This is a genomic window from Arthrobacter sp. cf158, from assembly GCF_900106835.1.
GTDB lineage: Bacteria > Actinomycetota > Actinomycetes > Actinomycetales > Micrococcaceae > Arthrobacter.
In genome coordinates this window covers 1-20452 of the sequence record NZ_FNNR01000020.1, presented here as the reverse complement: position 1 = coordinate 20452, position 20452 = coordinate 1, and the positions used below count along the sequence as shown (strand labels likewise).

The 20452-nt window shown below is 61.7% G+C and carries 21 protein-coding genes, 1 tRNA gene, 1 other RNA gene and 1 pseudogene; 8 read left to right on the top strand and 16 right to left on the bottom strand.

Annotated features, from left to right (window positions below; translation table 11 throughout):
* Positions 1 to 891 (bottom strand): glyceraldehyde-3-phosphate dehydrogenase (locus tag BLW08_RS23230; protein ID WP_139244946.1); only part of this gene is annotated, 891 nt, incomplete at its 3' end.
* 264 nt (positions 892 to 1155) lie between these two features.
* Positions 1156 to 1547: RNase P RNA component class A (gene rnpB, locus BLW08_RS23225), an RNA gene on the bottom strand.
* A gap of 57 nt (positions 1548 to 1604) precedes the next feature.
* Here rnpB and yaaA point away from each other — a divergent pair.
* Entirely contained in the window at positions 1605 to 2369 is a 765-nt protein-coding gene (gene yaaA, locus BLW08_RS23220; protein WP_090825257.1) for a YaaA family protein, read from the top strand.
* Between the two features lie 41 nt (positions 2370 to 2410).
* Here the strand turns inward: yaaA and BLW08_RS23215 are convergent, their stop codons facing one another.
* Both BLW08_RS23215 and BLW08_RS23210 read right to left on the bottom strand, forming a co-directional pair.
* Positions 2411 to 3148, bottom strand: coding sequence for a zinc ribbon domain-containing protein (locus BLW08_RS23215; RefSeq protein ID WP_090825259.1), 738 nt, complete (start codon positions 3146 to 3148; stop codon positions 2411 to 2413).
* Between the two features lie 89 nt (positions 3149 to 3237).
* Complete coding sequence (locus BLW08_RS23210; RefSeq protein WP_090825261.1) at positions 3238 to 4164, bottom strand: Nif3-like dinuclear metal center hexameric protein; 927 nt, start codon at positions 4162 to 4164, stop codon at positions 3238 to 3240.
* A gap of 124 nt (positions 4165 to 4288) precedes the next feature.
* Between BLW08_RS23210 and msrA the strand changes: the two genes are divergently transcribed.
* The 3 genes from msrA (at position 4289) to epsC (ending at position 6441) form a co-directional block, all read left to right on the top strand.
* Entirely contained in the window at positions 4289 to 4813 is a 525-nt protein-coding gene (msrA, locus tag BLW08_RS23205; RefSeq protein ID WP_091328543.1) for a peptide-methionine (S)-S-oxide reductase MsrA, read from the top strand.
* A 66-nt stretch (positions 4814 to 4879) separates the two neighbouring features.
* The gene (gene cysK / locus BLW08_RS23200; RefSeq protein WP_091328541.1) at positions 4880 to 5815 is read left to right on the top strand and encodes a cysteine synthase A; all 936 of its coding nucleotides are present in this window, start codon (positions 4880 to 4882) and stop codon (positions 5813 to 5815) included.
* 41 nt (positions 5816 to 5856) lie between these two features.
* A complete protein-coding gene (gene epsC / locus BLW08_RS23195; RefSeq protein WP_090825265.1) occupies positions 5857 to 6441 on the top strand; it encodes a serine O-acetyltransferase EpsC in 585 nt (194 codons plus the stop codon).
* Here the strand turns inward: epsC and BLW08_RS23190 are convergent.
* Positions 6438 to 7271: an oxidoreductase gene (locus tag BLW08_RS23190; RefSeq protein WP_091328538.1), complete on the bottom strand. Its 834-nt coding sequence runs from the start codon at positions 7269 to 7271 to the stop codon at positions 6438 to 6440. The genes epsC and BLW08_RS23190 overlap by 4 nt on opposite strands.
* Before the next feature lie 102 nt (positions 7272 to 7373).
* The gene (gndA, locus tag BLW08_RS23185) at positions 7374 to 8810 is read right to left on the bottom strand and encodes an NADP-dependent phosphogluconate dehydrogenase (protein ID WP_090825269.1); all 1437 of its coding nucleotides are present in this window, start codon (positions 8808 to 8810) and stop codon (positions 7374 to 7376) included.
* A gap of 251 nt (positions 8811 to 9061) precedes the next feature.
* Between gndA and BLW08_RS23180 the strand changes: the two genes are divergently transcribed.
* Complete coding sequence (locus BLW08_RS23180) at positions 9062 to 9790, top strand: FadR/GntR family transcriptional regulator (protein WP_091328535.1); 729 nt, start codon at positions 9062 to 9064, stop codon at positions 9788 to 9790.
* A 9-nt stretch (positions 9791 to 9799) separates the two neighbouring features.
* Here BLW08_RS23180 and BLW08_RS23175 read toward each other — a convergent pair whose 3' ends face one another.
* Genes BLW08_RS23175 through BLW08_RS23165 form a run of 3 tightly spaced genes read right to left on the bottom strand, consistent with a single transcriptional unit; the run spans position 9800 to position 12566 of the window.
* Positions 9800 to 10849, bottom strand: coding sequence for an L-idonate 5-dehydrogenase (locus tag BLW08_RS23175; protein WP_091328534.1), 1050 nt, complete (start codon positions 10847 to 10849; stop codon positions 9800 to 9802).
* The gene (locus BLW08_RS23170) at positions 10849 to 11619 is read right to left on the bottom strand and encodes an SDR family oxidoreductase (RefSeq protein WP_091328531.1); all 771 of its coding nucleotides are present in this window, start codon (positions 11617 to 11619) and stop codon (positions 10849 to 10851) included. The genes BLW08_RS23175 and BLW08_RS23170 overlap by 1 nt, the downstream gene beginning before the upstream one ends.
* 35 nt (positions 11620 to 11654) lie before the next feature.
* Complete coding sequence (locus BLW08_RS23165) at positions 11655 to 12566, bottom strand: NAD(P)-dependent oxidoreductase (RefSeq protein ID WP_091328529.1); 912 nt, start codon at positions 12564 to 12566, stop codon at positions 11655 to 11657.
* 70 nt (positions 12567 to 12636) lie between these two features.
* On the opposite strand from BLW08_RS23165, the gene BLW08_RS23160 reads away from it, so the two are divergent.
* Complete coding sequence (locus BLW08_RS23160) at positions 12637 to 13704, top strand: D-2-hydroxyacid dehydrogenase (RefSeq protein ID WP_091328526.1); 1068 nt, start codon at positions 12637 to 12639, stop codon at positions 13702 to 13704.
* A 105-nt stretch (positions 13705 to 13809) separates the two neighbouring features.
* Positions 13810 to 14313 (top strand): hypothetical protein, encoded by a 504-nt coding sequence (locus BLW08_RS23155; RefSeq protein ID WP_139244945.1) that lies wholly within the window; start codon positions 13810 to 13812, stop codon positions 14311 to 14313.
* 107 nt (positions 14314 to 14420) lie between these two features.
* On the opposite strand, the gene BLW08_RS23150 is transcribed toward BLW08_RS23155, so the two are convergent.
* From BLW08_RS23150 to BLW08_RS23120, 7 genes are all read right to left on the bottom strand, one after another.
* On the bottom strand, positions 14421 to 15779 hold the full coding sequence (locus BLW08_RS23150) for an MFS transporter (RefSeq protein ID WP_090825284.1): 1359 nt from the start codon (positions 15777 to 15779) through the stop codon (positions 14421 to 14423).
* A 129-nt stretch (positions 15780 to 15908) separates the two neighbouring features.
* Positions 15909 to 16703, bottom strand: a complete 795-nt coding sequence (locus tag BLW08_RS23145; RefSeq protein WP_090825286.1) for an IclR family transcriptional regulator — start codon at positions 16701 to 16703, stop codon at positions 15909 to 15911.
* Between the two features lie 232 nt (positions 16704 to 16935).
* Entirely contained in the window at positions 16936 to 17226 is a 291-nt protein-coding gene (locus BLW08_RS23140) for a hypothetical protein (RefSeq protein ID WP_091328521.1), read from the bottom strand.
* Positions 17227 to 17374: 148 nt separating this feature from the next.
* Positions 17375 to 17450, bottom strand: a tRNA-Val gene (locus BLW08_RS23135).
* A 55-nt stretch (positions 17451 to 17505) separates the two neighbouring features.
* Positions 17506 to 18462 (bottom strand): NAD-dependent protein deacetylase, encoded by a 957-nt coding sequence (locus BLW08_RS23130; protein ID WP_090825289.1) that lies wholly within the window; start codon positions 18460 to 18462, stop codon positions 17506 to 17508.
* Positions 18463 to 18470: 8 nt separating this feature from the next.
* A complete protein-coding gene (locus BLW08_RS23125) occupies positions 18471 to 18962 on the bottom strand; it encodes a peroxiredoxin (RefSeq protein ID WP_091328518.1) in 492 nt (163 codons plus the stop codon).
* Positions 18959 to 19378: a DUF3052 domain-containing protein gene (locus BLW08_RS23120; RefSeq protein WP_026542347.1), complete on the bottom strand. Its 420-nt coding sequence runs from the start codon at positions 19376 to 19378 to the stop codon at positions 18959 to 18961. The genes BLW08_RS23125 and BLW08_RS23120 overlap by 4 nt, the downstream gene beginning before the upstream one ends.
* 381 nt (positions 19379 to 19759) lie before the next feature.
* Between BLW08_RS23120 and BLW08_RS23115 the strand changes: the two are divergent.
* Positions 19760 to 20452: pseudogene (locus BLW08_RS23115) on the top strand (pyruvate dehydrogenase (acetyl-transferring), homodimeric type); the annotation flags it as partial.

The window sequence follows — 20452 nt, the reverse complement described above, 5'->3', positions numbered from 1 at the left end:
CGTGATGGCGTTCGTGGTGCAGGACGCCGCGGTGACGATCGTGTCCTCATCGGAGATATCCCCGTGGTTGATGCCATGCACAATGTTCTTCAGCTCGCCCTTGCCCGGAGCGGTGAGCAGCACCCGTGCTGCGCCCTTGCTCTGCAGGTGCTGGGCCAGGCCCTCGGCGTCGCGCCAGCGGCCGGTGTTGTCCACCACCAACGCGTCCTTGATGCCATAAGCGGTGTAATCCACCGTGGCAGGGTTGTCCGAGTAAATGACCTGGATCTGTACGCCGTTGGCGGTGATGGTGTTGGCCTCCTCATCCACCCGGATGGTTCCCTCAAAGGAGCCGTGCACAGAGTCACGGCGCAGCAAGCTCGCGCGCTTGACGAGGTCATTGTCAGCGCCCTTGCGGACCACAATCGCGCGAAGCCGCAGCCCGTGGCCGCCGCCGGCCTTCTCAATCAGGATGCGCGCCAGAAGACGGCCGATACGGCCAAAACCATACAGCACGACGTCGGTGCTGGTGCGGTCATCAGCGCCCCGCTTACCCACGATCCCGGCGAGCTCGGCGCGCAGGTACTCATCTAGGGAGGCGCCGTTGCCTTCGGCCCGGAACTTCTCGGTCAAACGCGCAATATCAATCGCGGCGGCGCCGAGTTCCAGCTTGGAGAGCGCGTTCAGCAAAGGAGCGGTTTCTTCGAGCAGAAGCTCGGTGTTGCTCATCCGGCGCGCGAAGCGGTGCGCCTTGAGGATGTTCATGGTGGACTTATTGATCAGGCTCCGGCCATGGATGCTGGTGACCACATTGTTTTCCCGGTACAACCGGCCGATCACCGGAATCATGGCCTCGGCGAGAGCCTCCCGGCCCATCCACTTATCAAGACAAGAATCTGACGTCTGGCTCACAGAACTACCTTCCTTGGGTCAACCACATACGTCCTCGTATGTAGATGGCAGCGGCCGCCCGGAGTAATCCTGCGGCACATGCGCCGGCGGGCTTCGGTCCACCCACAGCGCCTTGAACGAGAGCAAAGAAAATCCGCCGGCTGCGAACGCAGTCCCGGCGGCAGAACATCTACGTTCAGTAACCATTCTAGGGCGGAAGGAAGGGGCATAGGCATCCGATGGGCGTGAAATCACTCACACGCAGGTAATCCCGGCAGTCATAAATGGATGGGTCGACCGATACGCCGGGTTCTGTCATCCTGTGCCGTTACCGGCAAAGGAGTAGCGGCCATCCATCTACGAACGCCGTTGCCGACGCCCTCCAGCAGCCTACCCGGACACTCGGGCGGGCAGCCCTCAAACGTGTCCTGTCTGGCCTTGCTCCGGGTGGGGTTTACCTAGCCTCCCCGGTCACCCAGGGAGCTGGTGGTCTCTTACACCACCGTTTCACCCTTACCTGCTGCATGGTGATGCAAACACCACTAAGCGCAGGCGGTCTGTTCTCTGTGGCACTGGCCTGCGGGTTACCCCGAGTGGGCGTTACCCACCACCCTGCCCTGCGGAGCCCGGACGTTCCTCGAGCCACTTTCGTGGCGCGCGGCCGCCTGGTCGACCCATCCGCCGTCCAGTCTACCGGCGTTGGGAGCGCTCAAAGTCCCCGGTAATATCGACTGGTGCTGATTCTGCTGCCGCCTTCCGAAGGCAAGACCCCCGCTGCCAAAGGTTCCGCCGTCAACTGGGAGTCACTGAGCTTTCCTGAACTGAACCCCTTCAGGGCGAAAGTGTTGGAGTCTTTGGGAACGGTGAGCGCGCACGAGGACGCTCTCGCACTGCTGGGCGTCGGCGCCTCCCTGCGGGACGACGTCGAACGTAACACGCGGCTGCACGCAGAGCCGGCCGCGCCGGCCCACCAGGTCTATTCGGGAGTTCTCTACGACGCCCTGGGTTACAACAGCATGACGGCAACGCAGCGCCGCAAGGCGACCGAATCCATCCTGGTGGTCTCCGCCCTGTGGGGCGCCATTGGTTTTGGCGACCACGTACCGGCCTATCGCCTGTCCATGGGAACCGCACTTCCCGACGTCGGACGCCTCGCCTCGTATTGGAAGCCGAACCTTAACGCAGCCCTCGCCAATCGCGCTGAGGGCGAGCTTTTGGTGGATTGCCGATCGAGCACCTACGCCGCCGCCTGGACTCCCCCGGCCGTCCAGACCGTCAATGTCAACGTTTTCAACGAAGCAAATGGAAAGCGCACAGTGGTGAGCCACTTCGCCAAGCACACCAGAGGCGAGTTGGCGCGGCATCTATTGACGAGGCGTGGCAAAGCGCCGGCAACGCCGGATCAACTCCTGAAGGCTGCGCGCGAAGTCTGGACCACAGAGCTGGTTGAGGGCACAGCCCGCAAGCCACACGCCCTCAACATCATTCTGTCCAGCTAGGCCCAGCCAAGCAGGTCCGGGCCAACCTCACGTGGCCTGGCTCAGTTCCACTCTGCCGAACGGACCAGGATCACGCCTGAATCCGGGCAAAAGACAATGTCGTCGTCGGCAGCAGCCTTGACCTCCGCAAGGTCACCGGGGCTGAGCATCATGCCCGAGCCTTCGGACTTGCCATGGAACAGCCTGGCAGCACCGACCCCGCGCTTGGCGATGGTCTTTTCGTAGACGGCCAGCACTGCAGCCTCGAGCGTCTCGGCAAACGACGCCCGCTGGCCCCGAACCACCGTTTCTTCGGCCGCAATTTCCGCAATGGCTTCATCGAGTTCAGCTCGGATACTGCCGAAGGAACCCTGGATGTCGTCCACGATCGCCTGCTGGGCGGCCTGCCGCTCGCGGAGCGTATCCAGACGCTCCAGAATCTCCAGCTCGACGTCCTCGAGGTCGGAGCGGCGCTTGTTGAGCGAGGCGATGTCGTTCTGCAGCGCAACCAGGTCCTTGGACAGGCCGGTGCCGCTGTTGAGCCTGGTCTCGTCGCGTTCGATGCGGGTAGCCACCTGCTCGACGTCGGCCTCTGCGCGGCGCAATTCAGCCTCTGCGTCGTGTACCGCGACTTTCGCCGCACCCAGTTCGCCGTTCGCCACGCTGAGGGCGTCAGTCAGGTCAGTGATGCGGGGATCTGTTTCCAGGACCCGCCGGCGGCCGGCCAGCGACTTCAGCTTGGCATCCAGTCCCTGCAGTTCAAGCAATTTCAATTGTTCTGCCGGTGCTGCTTTCGCCACGCTTACCTCCGCTTGTCGCTGCCGGAACCGGGTATCAGTCACGGCCGGACCGCCTCTATGTGTCGAGGCGGTCCATGTCCTTCTAGACTCTAGTCCCCGCCGGGAGTGAGTATGAAGTCCCAGGGATCGCTGTTGGTGCTGCTGACGCGGATCTCGACGTCGTAGCCCTGGTCAGCAAGGACGTTGCCCAGCGCTTCAGCGGCTGCGGGCAACCACAGCCACTCACTCGCGAAGTGGGAAACGTCGATGAGATACGGGCGCCCGTTGATGGCACTTTCCCGCGCTTCCGAGGCCGGGTGGTGGCGCATGTCCGCAGTAACGTAGACGTCTGCGTGGCTGGCTCGAACAGCGTCAAAAAGGCTGTCGCCTGCCCCGCCGCAGACGGCAATTCGCCGCACCAGCCCGTCCTTGTCGCCGGCCACCCGGACGCCACCGGCAACTGCAGGCAGCATTTCGAAGACGCGGGCAGCGAAATCTCCCAGGGTGATGAGCTCCGGAAGGTCGCCAACCCTGCCAATACCTTCTTCCGGCAAGCCGTTGGCAGCAGTTGTCAAGGGAGCCACATTTTCCAATCCGAAGGCATCGGCCAGCACGTCCGAGACCCCACCAACGGCTGAGTCCCCGTTGGTGTGGACGGTCAACAGCCCGGTACCGGACTCGATCAACCGGTGGACGGCCAGGCCCTTCGCTGATGTGGCGGCCACTGAATTCACACTTTTAAGAAGCAAGGGGTGGTGTGTAATCAGCAGATCCGCTCCCCATTCAACGGCCTCGTCAATGACGGCCAAGGTGGGATCCACAGCAAAAAGGACTTTGGTGACGGGGACATTGGGGCGACCGACCACCAGACCTACTTCGTCCCAGTCTTCAGCCAAGGACTCCGGCCAGAGCTCTTCCACAGCCAGCAACACCTGACCGAGCGTGGGATCCCCACTGGCTTCAACTGTTTCGTCGTTTTCTGTTTCGTCATCTTCGACGGAATCCGCATCAGAAATGTCAGTGTTTACTGCTTCCATACTCTTATTCTTCCCTACTGGGCTGGATCGGGCGGTTTCGGCGCCTGCCGTACCTGCCGGGTGCCGTAATTCTCCCGTAAGGTGAAGCGGGAATCATCAAGCCCTGCGATCCATTGAAGAGAACATGAAAACATTCGTACTTGGCGGTGGCTGCTTCTGGTGCCTGGACGCCGTTTACCAAAAGACCCGCGGTGTCAGCTCGGTGGTCTCCGGCTACACCGGCGGCCACGTCCGCAATCCCGACTACTACGAGGTCTGCTCAGGAACCACCGGCCATGCGGAAGTCGTGGCAGTGACCTTCGACGAATCCGTGGTCCCGGAGGAAGTCATTCTTGACATGTTCTTCGCCCTTCACGATCCCACCACGTTGAACCGCCAGGGCTACGACGTCGGAACCCAATACCGGTCGTCCATGTTCTACACCACCACCGAGGAAAAGGTGCTGTTCGAGGAAGCCATCGAGCGCGCCCAAGCACTCTGGTCCGACCCCATTGTGACCGAGGTCAGCCGCCTTCCGGAGTTCCATGAGGCTGAGGAAGTCCACCAGAATTACTACGCCAAATTCCCGTACCAGGGGTATTGCCAAGTGATCATTAACCCCAAGCTGGCCAAGGCCAGGAAATATTACTCTGCATGGCTTACTGCTTAGCGGTGTTTCGTCCCGGCTGGCTAGGCTGACCTCAGCATTCCCTCTTCAGAGATAGGCGTAACTTTCATGGCAAGGATCTACGACGACGTCACGCAGCTGGTCGGTCGCACTCCGCTGGTCCGTTTGAACCGGCTCACCGAAGGCCTCGACGCGACCGTTGCGGTCAAGCTCGAGTTCTACAACCCGGCCAACAGCGTCAAGGACCGCATCGGGGTGGCCATTATTGATGCTGCCGAGAAGTCCGGCGCCTTGAAGCCCGGTGGAACGATCGTTGAAGGCACCTCCGGCAACACTGGAATCGCCTTGGCACTGGTCGGTGCAGCACGCGGTTATAAGGTCATCCTGACCATGCCTGAGACAATGTCCACCGAGCGCCGCGTCATGCTGCGGGCCTACGGGGCGGAGATTGTCCTGACCCCCGGTTCCGAGGGCATGCGCGGAGCCGTGGAGAAGGCACAGGAAATCGTTGCCAACACCGAGAACTCCATCTGGGCCCAGCAGTTCGCCAATGAGGCCAACCCTGCCATTCACCGCACCACCACTGCCGAGGAAGTCTGGGAAGACACCGACGGCGAAGTGGACATCTTTGTTGCCGGCGTAGGCACCGGCGGCACCATCACCGGTGTTGGCCAGGTACTTAAGGAACGCAAGCCTGGCGTCCAGATTGTGGCCATCGAGCCCAAGGACTCCGCGATCCTCAACGGTGGAGCTCCCGGCCCCCACAAGATCCAGGGAATCGGTGCCAACTTTGTCCCCGAAATCCTGGACACCAACGTCTACGACGAAGTCCTGGACGCCACGCTGGAAGATTCAGTTCGCGTTGCCCGTGATCTCGGTGCCCGCGAAGGCATCCTCGGCGGCATCTCCTCCGGCGCAATCGTCTGGGGTGCCCTTGAGCTGGCCAAGCGTCCTGAGAACGCAGGCAAGCTGATCGTTGCAGTCGTCTGCGACTTTGGAGAGCGCTACATCTCCACTGTGTTGTTCGACGACATCCGCGGCTAGCACTTGGTCCGCACGCCTTCATTTCCTGTAGAAAGGTCTTTGTGAGCTTCTTCGCAAGGCTTAAGGAAGACCTCGATGCCGCCCGGTCACACGACCCGGCGGCTCGAGGCTCTTTTGAGAACTTTTTCGCCTACTCCGGACTGCACGCCATTTGGGCTCATCGGCTGACGCATCGGTTGTGGCAGAATCCGGCACTCCGTTTTCCTGCGCGCCTGATCTCCCAACTGGCCAGGTTCCTGACCGGCATTGAAATCCATCCAGGCGCTACCATTGGCCGACGGTTCTTCATCGACCACGGCATGGGCGTCGTGATCGGCGAGACATCCGAGATCGGCGAGGACGTGATGATCTATCACGGCGTGACACTCGGTGGACGTTCTCTGGCCAAGGTCAAGCGGCACCCCACCATTGGCGACCGCGTCACAATCGGCGCCGGCGCCAAGGTCCTGGGTCCCATCACCATCGGTGCGGATAGTGCCGTTGGCGCCAATGCCGTGGTGGTAAAGGATGCGCCACCGGAGTCGATCATCACGGGAATTCCCGCAACGTGGCGCCACCGCGACGCGAAGTCGGAGAGAAAGCCCGCCGTAGATCCGGCCGAGTATTACATCGAGTACCGGATCTAACCCGTAAACCGCTGATAGGCGCTCCAGAGCACCGCGTCAAACAGCCGGTCCGGGAGCACCCTGCGAAGCGCCAGGACGCTCCAGGCTCCCCTGCCCACCGGGTAGCGGGTCCTGGGGCGTTTGGCCGTTGCTGCACGGACAATTGTTGCTGCCACCACTCGCGCCGGTGTGGAAAGTATTTGACCCGACGTCGATGCCAGGGCGGCTGCCATCACGTGTGCCTGCTCCCTGTAGGGCCCTTCCGCGGATGCCTCCAGTAATCCTTGGCCTGCGACTGTCCCCCATTCGGTATCCGTCCCTGCAGGTTCGACAATCACGACGTCCACCCCGTGTGGTTTCAGTTCGAGCCGCAGCGAATCGCTCATGCCCTCCACGGCAAACTTGGTTCCGTGATACCAAGCCCCCAGGGGCTCGTACATTTTGCCGCCGATGGACGAGATATTGATGATGCGGCCCGCACCCGCCTGACGCATGGCGGGGATGACCAGTTGGGTCATCCGGGCCAAGCCGATCACATTGACCTCGAACTGGCGCCTGCCTTCCGCGATGGGCACCTCTTCCAGGGAACCATAGGAGCCGTAACCGGCGTTGTTCACCAGGACGTCAATGCGGCCATGGGCTGCCTCGATGAAGGCGACGGCGGATGCCATGGACTCTTCCACAGTGACGTCCAGGGACAGCACTGTGATGCCATGGGATTTCAGGGGTTCCATCTTCTGAACCCGTCGTGCGCCGGCGTACACGGTGAAACCCGCGGCACTGAGGGCGATGGCAGTTTCGAAACCGATTCCCGTGGACGCCCCCGTCACAAGGGCAATGCGTGACGTCATGGCAGTTGTTCCTTACTGGAGCGGGAGCACCGTCACCTGTATACGGCAAAGGCCGGTTCTTCCCAGAGTAACTGGGAAGCACCGGCCTTGAGCGTAATGCTGCTAGTGGGTGTCGACGGCCGAGATCTCGGACTTGTCTTCGCCCCACAGGGTGTGGAATGTGCCTTCAGTGTCTACGCGACCGTAGGTGTGTGCGCCGAAGAGGTCGCGCTGGCCCTGGATGAGGGCAGCGGCAACACGCTTGCGGCGGAGGCCGTCGTAGTACGCCAGGGAGGACGAGAACACCGGTACCGGGATACCCAGCTGAACAGCCGTAGCCACAACGCGGCGCCATGCCGGAAGGGCCTCGGCGATCGCCTTGGTGAAGGCCGGAGCGAACAGCAGGTTGGCGGGCTTCTCTTCGGCAGCGTAGGCCTTGGTGATGTCCTTGAGCAGCTCCGCACGGATGATGCAGCCTGCGCGCCACAGGGAAGCGATCTCGTCCAGCTTCAGGTCCCAGCCGTATTCCTTGGCAGCGGAGGTCAGCATATCCAGGCCCTGGGCGTAGGAGACCAGCTTGGAGGCGTACAGTGCCTGGCGGACGTCCTCGACGAAGGTCTCGGGGATTTCCACGGACGCTTCTTCACCGGCCAACAGTTCCTGGCCAAGCTTGCGCTGCTCGGTCTGGGAGGACAGCGCGCGGGCAAAAACGGACTCGGCGATGCCGGAGACCGGCGAACCGAGCTCCAGTGCGGAGATGACCGTCCAACGGCCCGTGCCCTTCTGGCCAGCGGCGTCCACCACGACGTCCACGAACGGCTTGCCCGTCTTGGCGTCAACGTGACCCAGGACCTCAGCGGAGATTTCGATCAGGAAGGAGGACAGATCGCCCTTGTTCCATTCGGCGAAAATCTTGGACTGCTCGGCCGGCTCAATGCCTGCGCCTGAACGGAGGAGGTCGAACGCTTCGCCAATGACCTGCATGTCGGCGTATTCGATGCCGTTGTGGACCATCTTGACGAAGTGGCCTGCGCCGTCGGTACCAACCCAAGCGCAGCACGGTTCGCCGTCAACCTTGGCCGAGATCTTCTCCAGCAGCGGGCCGAGGGCGTCGTAGGACTCCCTGGAACCACCGGGCATGATGGAGGGACCGTTCAGGGCGCCTTCTTCGCCGCCGGAAACACCGACGCCAACAAAGTGGAGGTCCTTCTTGGCCAGCGCAGCTTCGCGACGACGGGTGTCCTCGTAGTGCGAGTTGCCGGCATCGATAATGATGTCGCCGGCCTCGAGCAGCGGCTCGAGCTGCTCGATGACGTTGTCAACGGGAGCTCCGGCCTTGACCATGATGAGAACGCGGCGGGGCTTCTCAAGGGAGTCGACGAGTTCCTGCAGCGTTTCGGTGCGGATGAAATCGCCGTCCGTGCCGTGCTTTTCCAGCAGGGCGTCAGTCTTTTCCACGGAGCGGTTGTGGAGAGCCACGGTGAAGCCGTTGCGGGCAAGGTTGCGGGCCAAGTTGGCGCCCATCACCGCAAGGCCGGTGACACCGATGTGTGCTGACATCAAAACTCCAATTCGTTCGTGTACAAACAGTCCCCGTTCCCCTATGGGGGCACGCAGGAAGCGATTTCATAACCAGGGGCTGTAATAAACCATACGTATTTAAACCTTGGGCGGGAAAGCGGCGCCCACGTTGTGGAACAGCGCCGCGTCATAAACAGTCTATGATGACCGGCCGACGCAACCGACTCGCGGGTGGCGCCCTGACACGTGGTCCCACGCGCCGCACTCCCCGCCCCATTATGCTTACCTCTATGTCAACCAGCCTCCACCACCGCGCCGTTGAGCATTTGGGAACCCGGATTGTCGGTGGTGCTCTTCCTACCGGCCACGTCATGTTGGCGGAGCACCTGGAAGACGAACTTAACGTGTCCCGTTCCGTGGTCCGCGAAGCCGTCCGGGTACTGCAATCACTAGGGCTTGTGGAAACCATCAAACGGGTGGGTATCCGTGTCCTCCCCGCCCACCGATGGAATCCGTTCGACCCCTTGGTGATTCGTTGGCGACTGGCCGGTGAGGGCCGTGGCGCCCAGTTGCGATCGCTCGCGGAGCTGCGTTCCGCCGTCGAGCCTGTTGCCGCAGAACTTGCTGCCGGAAACGCTCCGGAAAGCCTCCGGAAGGAGTTGGTGGGCATTTCGCTGGCCATGAAGGAGTCCGGCGATGCCGGCGATATGGCCAGGTTCCTTGAATTGGATATCCGGTTCCATGCGTTGGTGTTGTCCGGCTCGGGTAACGAGATGTTCGCCAACCTGATTGGCCAGGTCACCGAGACCCTCACCGGGCGTACTGTGCATGGCCTCATGCCCGAACACCCCCAACAGCAGGCGCTTCAATGGCACATGGACGTGGCGCATGCGATCGACGCCGGCGATGGTCCCCTCGCCCGCGATTCCGCTGCCAAGATCATGCGGCAGACCATCGCGGAGCTGGCACCCAGCTGGGATGACCAGCCCCGCGTCTTTGTCCCCGTTTCCAGGAACTAGCCAGCCGGATTAGTCCTGGAAGTTCAGCAGAACCTTTCCGGACTCAGCCGAGTTCTTCGCCACGTCAAAGGCCTCAAGGCCGTGTGCGAGGTCGAATTCGTGCGTCACCACGGGATCCACAAACAATGAACCGTCGGCCAAAGCCTCGATGACCTGGTCGATTTCGTCGTTGAACCGGAAAGATCCCAGCAGTTCGAGCTCGCGCGTGATGGCGAGGGAGATGAACACGGGCTGGGGGCCGGACGGCAGCAGTCCCACCATCACCACTTTGCCCCCGCGGGCAGCACCCTTGATGGCCGAGGCAAGGCCGTAATGGCTGCCAGATGATTCAATGACGACGTCGGCCTCCACGGCTGCAATGGCGTCCGCTTCATCGCCCTTCAGGACGGCATCCGCACCGACGGCACGTGCGATCTCCAGCGGCTTGTCATGCATGTCCACGGCGACTATGCGGGCTGCTCCGGCGCGCTTCAGCACGGCAACCGCCAGCGCCCCAATGGGTCCGCTACCGATCACGAGGGCCGTCTTTCCCTTGACGTCGCCCGCGCGCGCGACGGCATGCCAAGCAACGCTGGCCGGTTCAACCAGCGCGGCCGTACGCAGAGCCAGGCCTTCCGGCAGCGTCCGGAGCATGCGGGAGGGCAGGTTGGCGTAGCGACTGAACGCACCATCCGTATGCGGATACCGCGCGGCGCTTCCCAAGTACGTGCAGCCCGGGGATAGGTTGGGCCGATCCTCGGGGTATCTGGCGTCGCCGGGCGCGGGCGTGGCGGGGTGAACGGCCACGGGCGTTCCTGCGGCCGGGCCGGAACCGTCGGCCGCTTGCTGGAGAACCACGCCGACGATTTCGTGGCCCAGGACCATGGGCTCCTTGAGGATGGACTCCCCTGCTGCACCATGCAACCAGTAGTGGAGGTCCGATCCGCAGATGCCGCCATAGGCAATCTCCACGATTGATTCGTTGGAGGCGGGCTCTGTCAGCGGGATGTCCTCAATTCGCAGGTCACCCTTGCCGTGGGCCACCACAGCAGGACCTGAGGAAGGAAGTGTGATGCTCATCAGACCACCACCGTCATTCCGCCGTCGACGAAGATCGTCTGGCCGTTGACGAAGTTGGACGCCTGGGACGCGAGCCACACCGTAGGTCCGGCAAGGTCGGCGACAGTGCCCCAACGGTTGGCCGGGGTGCGGCCAAGGATCCATGAATTGAAGTCGGCGTCGTCCACCAGGTTCTGGGTCATTTCCGTGTGGATGTATCCCGGCGCGATCCCGTTGATCTGCAAGCCCGACGCAGCCCACTCGGCCGTCATGGCGCGGGTCAGGTTACGGAGTCCGCCCTTGGCCGCCACGTAAGGGGCGATGGTGGGGCGGGCCAGGTCAGTCTGGACCGAACAGATGTTGATGATCTTGCCTTGCCCTCTGGGAATCATGTGCCTGGCGGCTTCGCGGCCCACCAGGAAGGCACTGGTGAGGTCCGTGGTAATGACGCGGTCCCAGTCCTTGACGTCCAGATCAAGCATGGGCACACGATGTTGGATCCCGGCGTTGTTAACCAGGATGTCCAGCGGTCCCACGTTCTGCTCGATCCATGCCACCCCGTCAGCGGCTGCTGCGGCGTCGGTGACATCGAAAGCACGGCTGCGGACCCGGCCTTCCGGGTAGTCGGCGGCCATGGACTGCTGGGCGGCATCAAGCCGCTCAGCGTTGATGCCGTTGAGCACCACTGTTGCTCCGGCGTCGGCTAGGCCCCTGGCCAGGGCGTTGCCGATCCCCCGGCTTGAACCAGTGACCAAGGCAACCCGCCCGGTCAGATCGAAAAGTCCACTCATAGTTTGTTCTTCATTCCTTCAGGGTTGAGGCCGGGTCACTTGCTGACTGACGTCGCGGCTGGTGTCCGGCTCAGGTTGGCGATGGTTTGGCGGACGACGGCGAGGTCTTGATCGCCCAGTCCCTGGCGCTTGAGTTCGGCGTAGAGCCCTATGGCGGCCGTGGCGAGCGGTGTGGCCGATCCAACAGCTTCCGCGCTGTCCAGGACAAAGCCAAGATCCTTGTGCATGAACTTGGCCGGCCCCGTGGGTGCATAGTCCTTGGCAGCCAGGCGTGGGCCAACGTTCTCCAGCACCCTGCTTCCGGCCAGACCGCCTGAAAGGACCTCGAAGAGTGCCCCTACGTCCATACCGGAGCGTTCGGCGAGTTCGGCCGCTTCAGCGAGTGCCGCCGTCGTCGTCCCGACGATGAGTTGGTTGCAGGCCTTGGCGAGCGATCCCGATCCTAGCGGCCCCATGCGCCGCACGGTGCTGCCCATGGTTTCGAAGAGCGGCCTGAGACCTTCAAAGTCCGGCTCAGCGGCACCGACCATGATGGCAAGTGTTCCGCTTTGCGCACCCGCCGTCCCCCCGCTGACCGGCGCGTCCACCACCGCTGCGTTACCGTCGCTTGCCTGACGGACGGTCTCGCCAAAACGCTGGACTGCCGTTGGGGAGACGCTGCTCATCACGACGACGGCGGTACCTGGCTTGGGCGGCTCGCTTCGCCAGGATTCGAGCAGCGCTGCGGACGCTTCTTCAATGAACGGCAGGTCAGGGAGCATGAAGATGATGGCATCTTCATCACGGAGGTCGGCCACCGCAGCTGCGCGACCGACGCCGGCGAGGCCCGTGAAGGCGGCATCCGAGCGGTTCCAAGCGATGACACCCCAGCCAGCCTTGGCGATGTTGGCAGCCATGGGCGCCCCCATGAGTCCAAGGCCCACAAAGCCCACACGTTTGCTGGTCATGTTGGGTAACACCTCACTTCTTCGTGGTCATGTAAGCAAATTCTGTTCAATATCCTAGCCGTCATTCAGTATGATGAACACTATGACGACTGATGAACTTACCATCGCCATCGCTGTACCGCTCGAAGCAGAGCACGTAGAGCTGATCCGCGCTGTAGATCCCTCCGTAACAGTTCTCTACGATCCCGAGCTGCTGCCCCCGGAGCGCTTCCCCGCCGATCACGCCGGCGACCCGGATTTCAAGCGGACACCCGAGCAGGAAGAACGCTACTGGGCCATGCTGAACCGCGCCCGGATCCTGTACGGCTTCCCCAACGAAAGCCCGGCCGGACTCGCGCGCATCGCTGCCAGCAACCCGCACCTGCAATGGATTCACGCCATGGCGGCCGGCGCCGGTGGAGCCGTCAAGGCTTCCGGACTGGACACTGAAACCCTTCGGAAGTTCCGCGTCACCACATCTGCCGGCGTTCACGCACTGCCCCTGGCTGAGTTCTCTGCCTTCGGTATCCTCAACGGCTTCAAGCGCAGCGCGGAGATGGCACAGGATCAGGCCGCCAAGTTCTGGCCGGAATTGCGGACGCCCACCAAACTCGCCAACGGCTCCAAAGTTGTCATCGCCGGCCTCGGTGAAATCGGCATGGAAACGGCCAGGATCGCGCGCGCCCTGGGCATGAAGGTCAGTGGCACCAAGCGCAACGTCGAAGAGATCGAAGGCATCGAGCAGGTGACTGGCAACGATGGCCTCCCCGGCCTGCTCGCTGATGCCGACGCCGTCGTCAACACGCTGCCCGGCACTCCGTACACGGAAAAGCTGTTCAATAAGGACATCTTCTCCGCGATGAAGCCGGGGACCGTGTTCGTAAACGTGGGTCGCGGAACCGTGGTGGATGAGGAAGCACTCCTCGAAGCCTTGGACAACGGCCAGGTCTCTTACGCCTGCCTTGATGTCTTCGCAGTAGAACCGCTCCCCCAGGACAGCCCCCTCTGGAGCCACCCCAGGGTGTTGGTCTCGCCGCACACCTCTGCCTTGAGTTCAGCGGAGAACCGCCTCATCGCGGAGCGGTTCTGCAGCAACCTGCGGGCGTTCCTGAGCGGCGGCGAATTGCCTCACTTGGTTGATCCTGTCCACTTCTACTAGGCAGCTGCCACCCAGCGGTGGCGTTCATCCGTTCCGCGCAATGGGCACGGCCAAGGGCAACCCTGGCCGTGCCCATTGTCGTAAAGCGTGCAGTAGCATCGCCTCATGAAACCCGTGGAGAACCCACAACCAAGTGTCGTGCGGCTGTTTCCGGACTACGGTGACACGGTGCTCTGGCTCAACTTTCCCATCGACTATGAACTCACAGGCCTCCCGGGAGACCTGGTGGACGAGCTTCGCGCGTGGGAACTGTCTTACTACGCGTCTTTGACTCCGGAAATCAAATGGAAGTCGGCGGCTCTGGCTACGCGGTTCACCGAGGAGGGCAACCGCCTGGCCCAGCGCGTGGCGGACGAACTCGGCCCGGGCTTCGAGATTGAGTTCAGGTCTTACGAAGAAGGCGTACCCACCCGCCGGTTCCGGGGTATTGCAGCCGCCAATGCCACGGCGGTTGCCGCATTCACTGCACTGGTGACGGAATCACGGGACGAACGGTTAAGAGTCTCCGACGCCGTTGCGTCTTCCGGACAAGGCGGAACCACGGGGTGGTACGCCTATGCGCCCCGGTCAGGCAGTGTATTCAAGCCACCCCCAGTCGGGCAGGAATAGCCAGCCTCCCTCCCACTCCGGCCCACACAAGAACAGCGCGGCACTCTCCACGTGGAGGGTGCCGCGCTGCGCTGCCGTGAATACTGCTGCCGTGCGTAGTGAGGAAGTTACTTGGCGTCTTCCGTGCTGACGAGGTCGCGTCCCGCCGTCTCCGGGGTGAAGAAAGTGGTCACGAAGGAGATCAGGGCCAGCACCAGTGAGTAGATGGCGAGGACCAGCCATGAGTGGTTCGTGGCAGCCAACATGAGGGCACCCAGCAGAGGTGCCAGTCCACCGGCCAGGACCGCTGAGATTTCGCGGCTCATGGCCACTCCCGTGAAACGGTACTGGGATCCGAAAAGCTCCGGCAGCAGCGGGCACTGAGGGCCCAGCATCGACTGAACGCCGATGGCGATGCCAACCGCCATGACAACCCACACCAAGGTGACGTTGCCAAGGGTCACCAGATAAAACGCGGGGACGGCGATGATCGCCTGGAACAGTGCACCGTAGCGGTACACAGGGACACGGCCGTATCGATCCGACAATGCACCGAAGGTCACCACCATGACAGCCGCGAAGCCTGCCGCGATCAGGAGCCCCACCGGACCAATGGAGTTGTTTCCAGCAAAGACGCCGGCGGGCATGCTCATGAAGGACACCAGAAGCGCGGAGTAGATCGACGAGTTGCCGTTCTCGCCCATGCGGAGACCGATACCAATCAGCACATTCTTCTTGGAGTGCTTCCACAGGGCACCGATCGGGTTCTTTACCACGTTCTTGTGCTTCTCCAACTCCTGGAACGCAGGAGTTTCCTTGAGCTTGAGACGAATGAAGATGGCAACGGCAATCAGGATGAAGCTGGCCAGGAACGGCACACGCCATAGCCAACCCTGTAGTACGGACTTGTCTGCCAGCGTAATGAGGGCAAAGGTTCCCGCACCGAGGAGAGTACCCAGCTGGATCCCCACAAACGGCAACGACGCAAAGAAACCACGACGGCGGCGCGGTGCCACTTCAGAGATAAGAGTGGTTGCTCCAGCCTGTTCAGCTCCAGCGCCAAGGCCCTGGATGATCCGCAACGTCACCAACAGCACCGCACCCAGCATTCCCGCTTGCTCGAACGTGGGAAGCAAGCCGATGGCAAAGCTTGCCGTTCCCATCAACGCGATGGTCAGGATCAGGACCATCTTCCGGCCGAAGCGGTCTCCAATGTAACCAAAAATCAGTCCACCGAAAGGTCGAGCCGCGAATCCCACACCGTAGGTGGCGAAAGATGCAATCAGGGCACCGTCAGGGCCCAGGGGCGAAAAGAACAGCGGCCCAAAGATCAGGGCGGACGCCAAGCCATAAATGTAGAAGTCGTAGTACTCCAGGGCCGAACCGACGGAACTTGCCAGCGTAGCCCGCCGAAGTTGTTCCGGCTCAACTACAGCGTCGTCAGCCTCGGCTGCGAGCTTTGCATTAGTACGAGTTATCACAAGCACTCCCTCAAAATCACCCCGGGCCCCCGTTGGCCCAGCGAGATAGTGATGGCATCACCGCCAAGATCACTATGATGAACAGCGTACAGCGTGTTGAACGGACTGCCAAGGTTGTAATCAGATTTATTTGAATTACCCCATGGGGTTGCCCAAGGAACGGGCCAACTCCTTGAGCTCCTTGACCATGAGGGCTCCCTGCTCCTCCGAGTACGTAGCCTTGAGAGCTGTCACAGATAGCCCCAGACTGGGTCCATGGGCCCCGTGTGTCGGCACCGGCACTGCCAGGCAAACCACTCCCACTGTCGACTCCTCATCTTCGAAAGCGAATCCCTGTTTGCGAATGGTGGAAATCTGCGCCTTGAGCTCTTCGGCCCTGCGAAGGGAGTTGGCCGTCATGGTGGGCAGCTCCATTCCGTCCGGGAACATCGCATCGATATCGTGATCATGCAATTGGGCCAAAAGGGCCTTACCCACCCCGCATAGCGATACGGGCATTTTGTCGCCGATGTTGGAGGTCAGCCTGACCGCAGGGTGCCCTTCGTACCGGGCCAGGTAGATCACATGGTCGCCGTCCAGCATGGCAATTCGCACGGTCTCGCCGGAAAGTGTGGGAGCTTGCTCGCAATACTTGTAGAACTCCTGGACTTCGTCGAGCCGGCTGAGATAAGCGGCGCCGAGCTCAACCAGCTTTCGCCCCAAAGCGAAGTCTGCACCCTGCCTGGTGATGAGGCGCGCTTCCTCGAGCGCCAGCAACAGATTGGACGTCGAAGACTTGGGAATTCCGAGCTCCCGCGACAAGTCACTCAGGGTCAAACGACCCGACGGCGACTCCGCAAGGGCCTCGAGGACGGCGGCGGCGCGGGTCACTGCGGGTGCCGGCGACGAAGCGCCCAACCCTTCGGAGCGGGTGGTGCGGGAATCGGCCATGATTCTCCTTCGTCAGTACATTCTGTTGTTCATTCTGCTGAACAGTACCCATCATAGTGGCATGGCGTGACCTCTTTGAGGTCAGAGCCGGTCGGATCATCGACATGACATGGCGCCCTGGGGGCCCTGCTTTCCAAACCCAAGAGTTCGCTGTATATTCATTTTCGAGCTCTCCACCGCGGCATCCCCCAATAGTCGTGGTGGAGAGCTCATCCACTTCCCGGCTCGTAGCCTATGCCGCAGCGACTTCCTCGCCTCGCAGGCACCAGCCCCCACCGGCCCCGTCCCGTACCAGCTCCCACGTAGCGATGCTGGACCGGACATTGCTTCCCAGCCGAACCTGGACTTGCCAGACCTCTACATCCACGCGGCCCTGGCCCCTGGGCATGCGCTGGGACGTCTCCCACCACGGCACACGTTCGAACCACCGGACAGGCTCCACCACTATTTGCCATTCCCGGCTGCCTCTCACGACGGCGGTCGGCGCGCCTTGGGCGGTGGATCGGATATAGACGTGCTCCATGGGCGAAACATTAGGAGTTGCCACTGACATTTTTAGTCTTCCGATGTGTCGGAAGGCACCGCCATGAATGCACTGGCCCGGAAGTGCTGGGAAGGACGCAAAAAACCCCACCTTCCTGGCCATAAGGCTTGGAAGATGGGGTTTTACTTGGTGGGTCCTACCGGGATCGAACCGATGACATCCACGGTGTAAACGTGGCGCTCTACCAGCTGAGCTAAAGACCCAAGTCGCAGTATCAGTGCCTCAGCGCTTCAACCAACGAACAATGACTCTACATGATCAATCACCGGAAACGCCAATCGGCTCAACAGCCTCTGGAAGATCAGGTAATTCCCGAGCCAAATACTCCAAAGCGCCACTAACTCCTTGCTCGATTTTGAGTTCGGCAAATTGGTCGCCGCGGGTAGCACCCCTGTTGATGATGACCACTGGCTTGCCAGCTTTTGCGGCATGCCGCACAAATCGAAGGCCGCTTTGGACGGTCAAGGACGATCCTGCCACCAGCAGCGCATCAGCCCCGTCCACCATGGCGTAGGCACGAGCCACACGAGCCTTGGGGACGTTCTCGCCGAAATACACAAAATCGGGTTTGAGCGTTCCGCCACATACAGGACAAACTGCCATGACGAAGGACGTGATGAGTTCCGGATCCTCGACCGTCGCGTCGGCGTCCGGTGCGATCTCCACCACCCCGGACTCCAGCACAGCTTCCACAAACCCTGGATTGACTTCCTCCAGGATGGCTGCAATCAGCCGCCTGCTGAAGGTATGCCCGTTTTCCAAGCAGATGACTTGATCAAAGCGGCCGTGGAGATCCACTACATTAACGCTGCCCGCATCCTCGTGGAGCCTGTCCACATTCTGGGTGATGAGGCCGGACAACAGCCCGCGGCGTTCCATCAGTGCCACGGCGGCGTGTCCAGTGTTGGGGTCGGCATGCCGCAGGTGGGACCAGCCCAGATGGTTCCGGGCCCAGTATCGCCGCCGGTTGGCCTCACTGCCGATGAACTCTTGATATGTCATGGGGTTCCGCGGCGCAGATCCCGGCCCCCGGTAATCGGGGATGCCGGAGTCCGTGCTAAGCCCGGCTCCCGTGAGCACCGCCAGACGCTTACCGCTCAGGACGTCGAGGGCCAGTCCAACAGCATGGAGCTCGCTGGGATCGAGCTCTGCTCCAGGAGCGGGCTCCATACTCGCAAATCCAGTCATGCCAACTCCGGGCCGGCCAAGGTTCATGGCTTCTGTTACTCCAAGTCCGCCAAGGCCCGGCGGTATTCAACAAAGTCCCGGGCTTGGCCTCGTGGGTTGACAACGACGTAGCGCACAACGCCGAAGCCATCGATGATGAACGTCCCCCTGAGGGCCATTCCGCTTGAGGCGTCGAAGACTCCATATTCCTTCGCGACTGCACCGTGCGGCCAGAAATCCGCCAAGAGGTCGAACCCCAGCTGTTCTTGCTCTGCATAGGCCCGCTGCGCGAACTTACTGTCCACAGAGATCCCCAGCACAGTGGCGTTTGAATCTGCGAACGTCGCTAAATTGTCGCGAATCTCACACAACTCTCCGGTGCAGATGCCGGAGAAGGCAAAGGGGTAAAAAACCACCACAACGTTGCCCCCGCGGTAGTCAGACAACCGGACAGGCTCACCGTATTGGTTCAGCAGCTCAAAGTCCGGCGCCAACTGCCCTACTTCAGGAACCAGCCCTGGAGCGGGCGCGTGCTGGACTTCCGTCACTTGTTCTTCTTGGGCACCAAGCGCGTTGCGCTCCAGTCCTTCGAGACCCCGGCAGAGGTAGTCAGGTGGAGGCCGGACGTCGGTGCGGCGTCCTGGATGTCTGCAGGCGACACATAGTTGTCACGTCCTGACTTGGGCGTGAGAACCCAGACAACGCCGCCTTCCTTCAACGTGGTGAGCGAATCCATGAGGGCATCAACAAGATCACCGTCGCCATCCCGCCACCAAAAAACAACGGCATCCACTACGTCATGGTCGTCTTCATCCAACAGCTCGGAGCCCGTGACATCTTCAATATCGTCACGCAAGTCGAAGTCGACGTCATCGTCGTAGCCGCGCTCCTGAATCAGATCCCCATCTTTGAAACCCATTCGTTCCGCCACATTTACCGATGTGGCGGCGTCGGCCTCGCTCACGTTTCCTCCTTTTGAAGTGACTTCCATTACTAACAGCCAACACCCTTTGGGCGTGTGCTTCAAGCCATTGTCCCTGCCCCGGGCCACATTCCGCACTACCTGGGGTGTTTCGAGGCTGCGACAATGACGTGCTTTCCGTCACGGAGCCCAGCAAGGTGTGACATACAACGCCCTTGAGGGCCTGCGGCTACGCATCGCAGCGCCGTCAAAGCTAGAGTGGCCATGAGCGCTCTGGCTGCAGGGCGATCGCCCCGCAGAATTCTACTGGGCAGCCAAGCGCTCACAAGACCTGCCCGGCGCATCCGACCGGGCTGTTGAAACCGAGATGTCGCACACGACGCGTTCACGACGGGCAGTTACCCTGCCAGACCTGAGGCGCCGATGCATGCGCCTAAAGGAAGGTTGGACGTGGCTGCAGGAGAAGAGACCTCACACATCCTCAGCGGGTTGACTGCCCAGCTGCCTGATCGTGATCCGGAAGAGACCGCGGAGTGGATTGAGTCCCTTGATGCGTTGATCGCGGAGCAGGGTACCGAGCGTGCCCAGTACATTATGCGGTCGTTGTTGCAGCGGGCTGGTGCCCGGTCGGTGGGTGTGCCGATGGTGACGACCACTGATTATGTGAACACGATCCCGGTGGACCAGGAAGCGCCGTTCCCGGGGAACGAGGAGTTCGAGCGCCGGTACCGGGCGTATATGCGGTGGAACGCCGCGGTGATGGTCCACCGGGCGCAGCGCTCCGATATTGGTGTGGGCGGGCATATTTCCACGTATGCCGGTGCCGCGACGTTGTATGAGGTGGGGTTCAACCACTTCTTCCGCGGCAAGGACCACCCCTCGGGCGGGGACCAGGTGTTTTTCCAGGGCCATGCTTCGCCGGGCATGTACGCGAGGGCGTTCATGGAAGGCCGGTTGAGTGAGGAGGATTTGGACGGGTTCCGTCAGGAAAAGTCCAAGGAAGGCCACGCCCTGTCCTCGTACCCGCACCCGCGGCTGATGCCGGACTTCTGGGAATTCCCGACCGTGTCGATGGGTATCGGCCCGATGAACGCGATCTACCAGGCCCAGTCCAAC

Bases quoted from the DNA above. Each gene is read 5' to 3' on its own strand.
- BLW08_RS23210 (WP_090825261.1), bottom strand. From the start codon at position 4,164: ATGGAAGCAGTAAACACTGACATTTCTGATGCGGATTCCGTCGAAGAT.
- BLW08_RS23140 (WP_091328521.1), bottom strand. From the start codon at position 17,226: ATGGAGCACGTCTATATCCGATCCACCGCCCAAGGCGCGCCGACCGCC.
- msrA (WP_091328543.1), top strand. From the start codon at position 4,289: ATGAAAACATTCGTACTTGGCGGTGGCTGCTTCTGGTGCCTGGACGCC.
- cysK (WP_091328541.1), top strand. From the start codon at position 4,880: ATGGCAAGGATCTACGACGACGTCACGCAGCTGGTCGGTCGCACTCCG.
- BLW08_RS23170 (WP_091328531.1), bottom strand. From the start codon at position 11,619: ATGAGTGGACTTTTCGATCTGACCGGGCGGGTTGCCTTGGTCACTGGT.
- BLW08_RS23180 (WP_091328535.1), top strand. From the start codon at position 9,062: ATGTCAACCAGCCTCCACCACCGCGCCGTTGAGCATTTGGGAACCCGG.
- BLW08_RS23175 (WP_091328534.1), bottom strand. From the start codon at position 10,849: ATGAGCATCACACTTCCTTCCTCAGGTCCTGCTGTGGTGGCCCACGGC.
- BLW08_RS23130 (WP_090825289.1), bottom strand. From the start codon at position 18,462: ATGAACCTTGGCCGGCCCGGAGTTGGCATGACTGGATTTGCGAGTATG.
- BLW08_RS23190 (WP_091328538.1), bottom strand. From the start codon at position 7,271: ATGACGTCACGCATTGCCCTTGTGACGGGGGCGTCCACGGGAATCGGT.
- BLW08_RS23155 (WP_139244945.1), top strand. From the start codon at position 13,810: ATGAAACCCGTGGAGAACCCACAACCAAGTGTCGTGCGGCTGTTTCCG.
- BLW08_RS23145 (WP_090825286.1), bottom strand. From the start codon at position 16,703: ATGGCCGATTCCCGCACCACCCGCTCCGAAGGGTTGGGCGCTTCGTCG.
- BLW08_RS23165 (WP_091328529.1), bottom strand. From the start codon at position 12,566: ATGACCAGCAAACGTGTGGGCTTTGTGGGCCTTGGACTCATGGGGGCG.
- gndA (WP_090825269.1), bottom strand. From the start codon at position 8,810: ATGTCAGCACACATCGGTGTCACCGGCCTTGCGGTGATGGGCGCCAAC.
- BLW08_RS23160 (WP_091328526.1), top strand. From the start codon at position 12,637: ATGATGAACACTATGACGACTGATGAACTTACCATCGCCATCGCTGTA.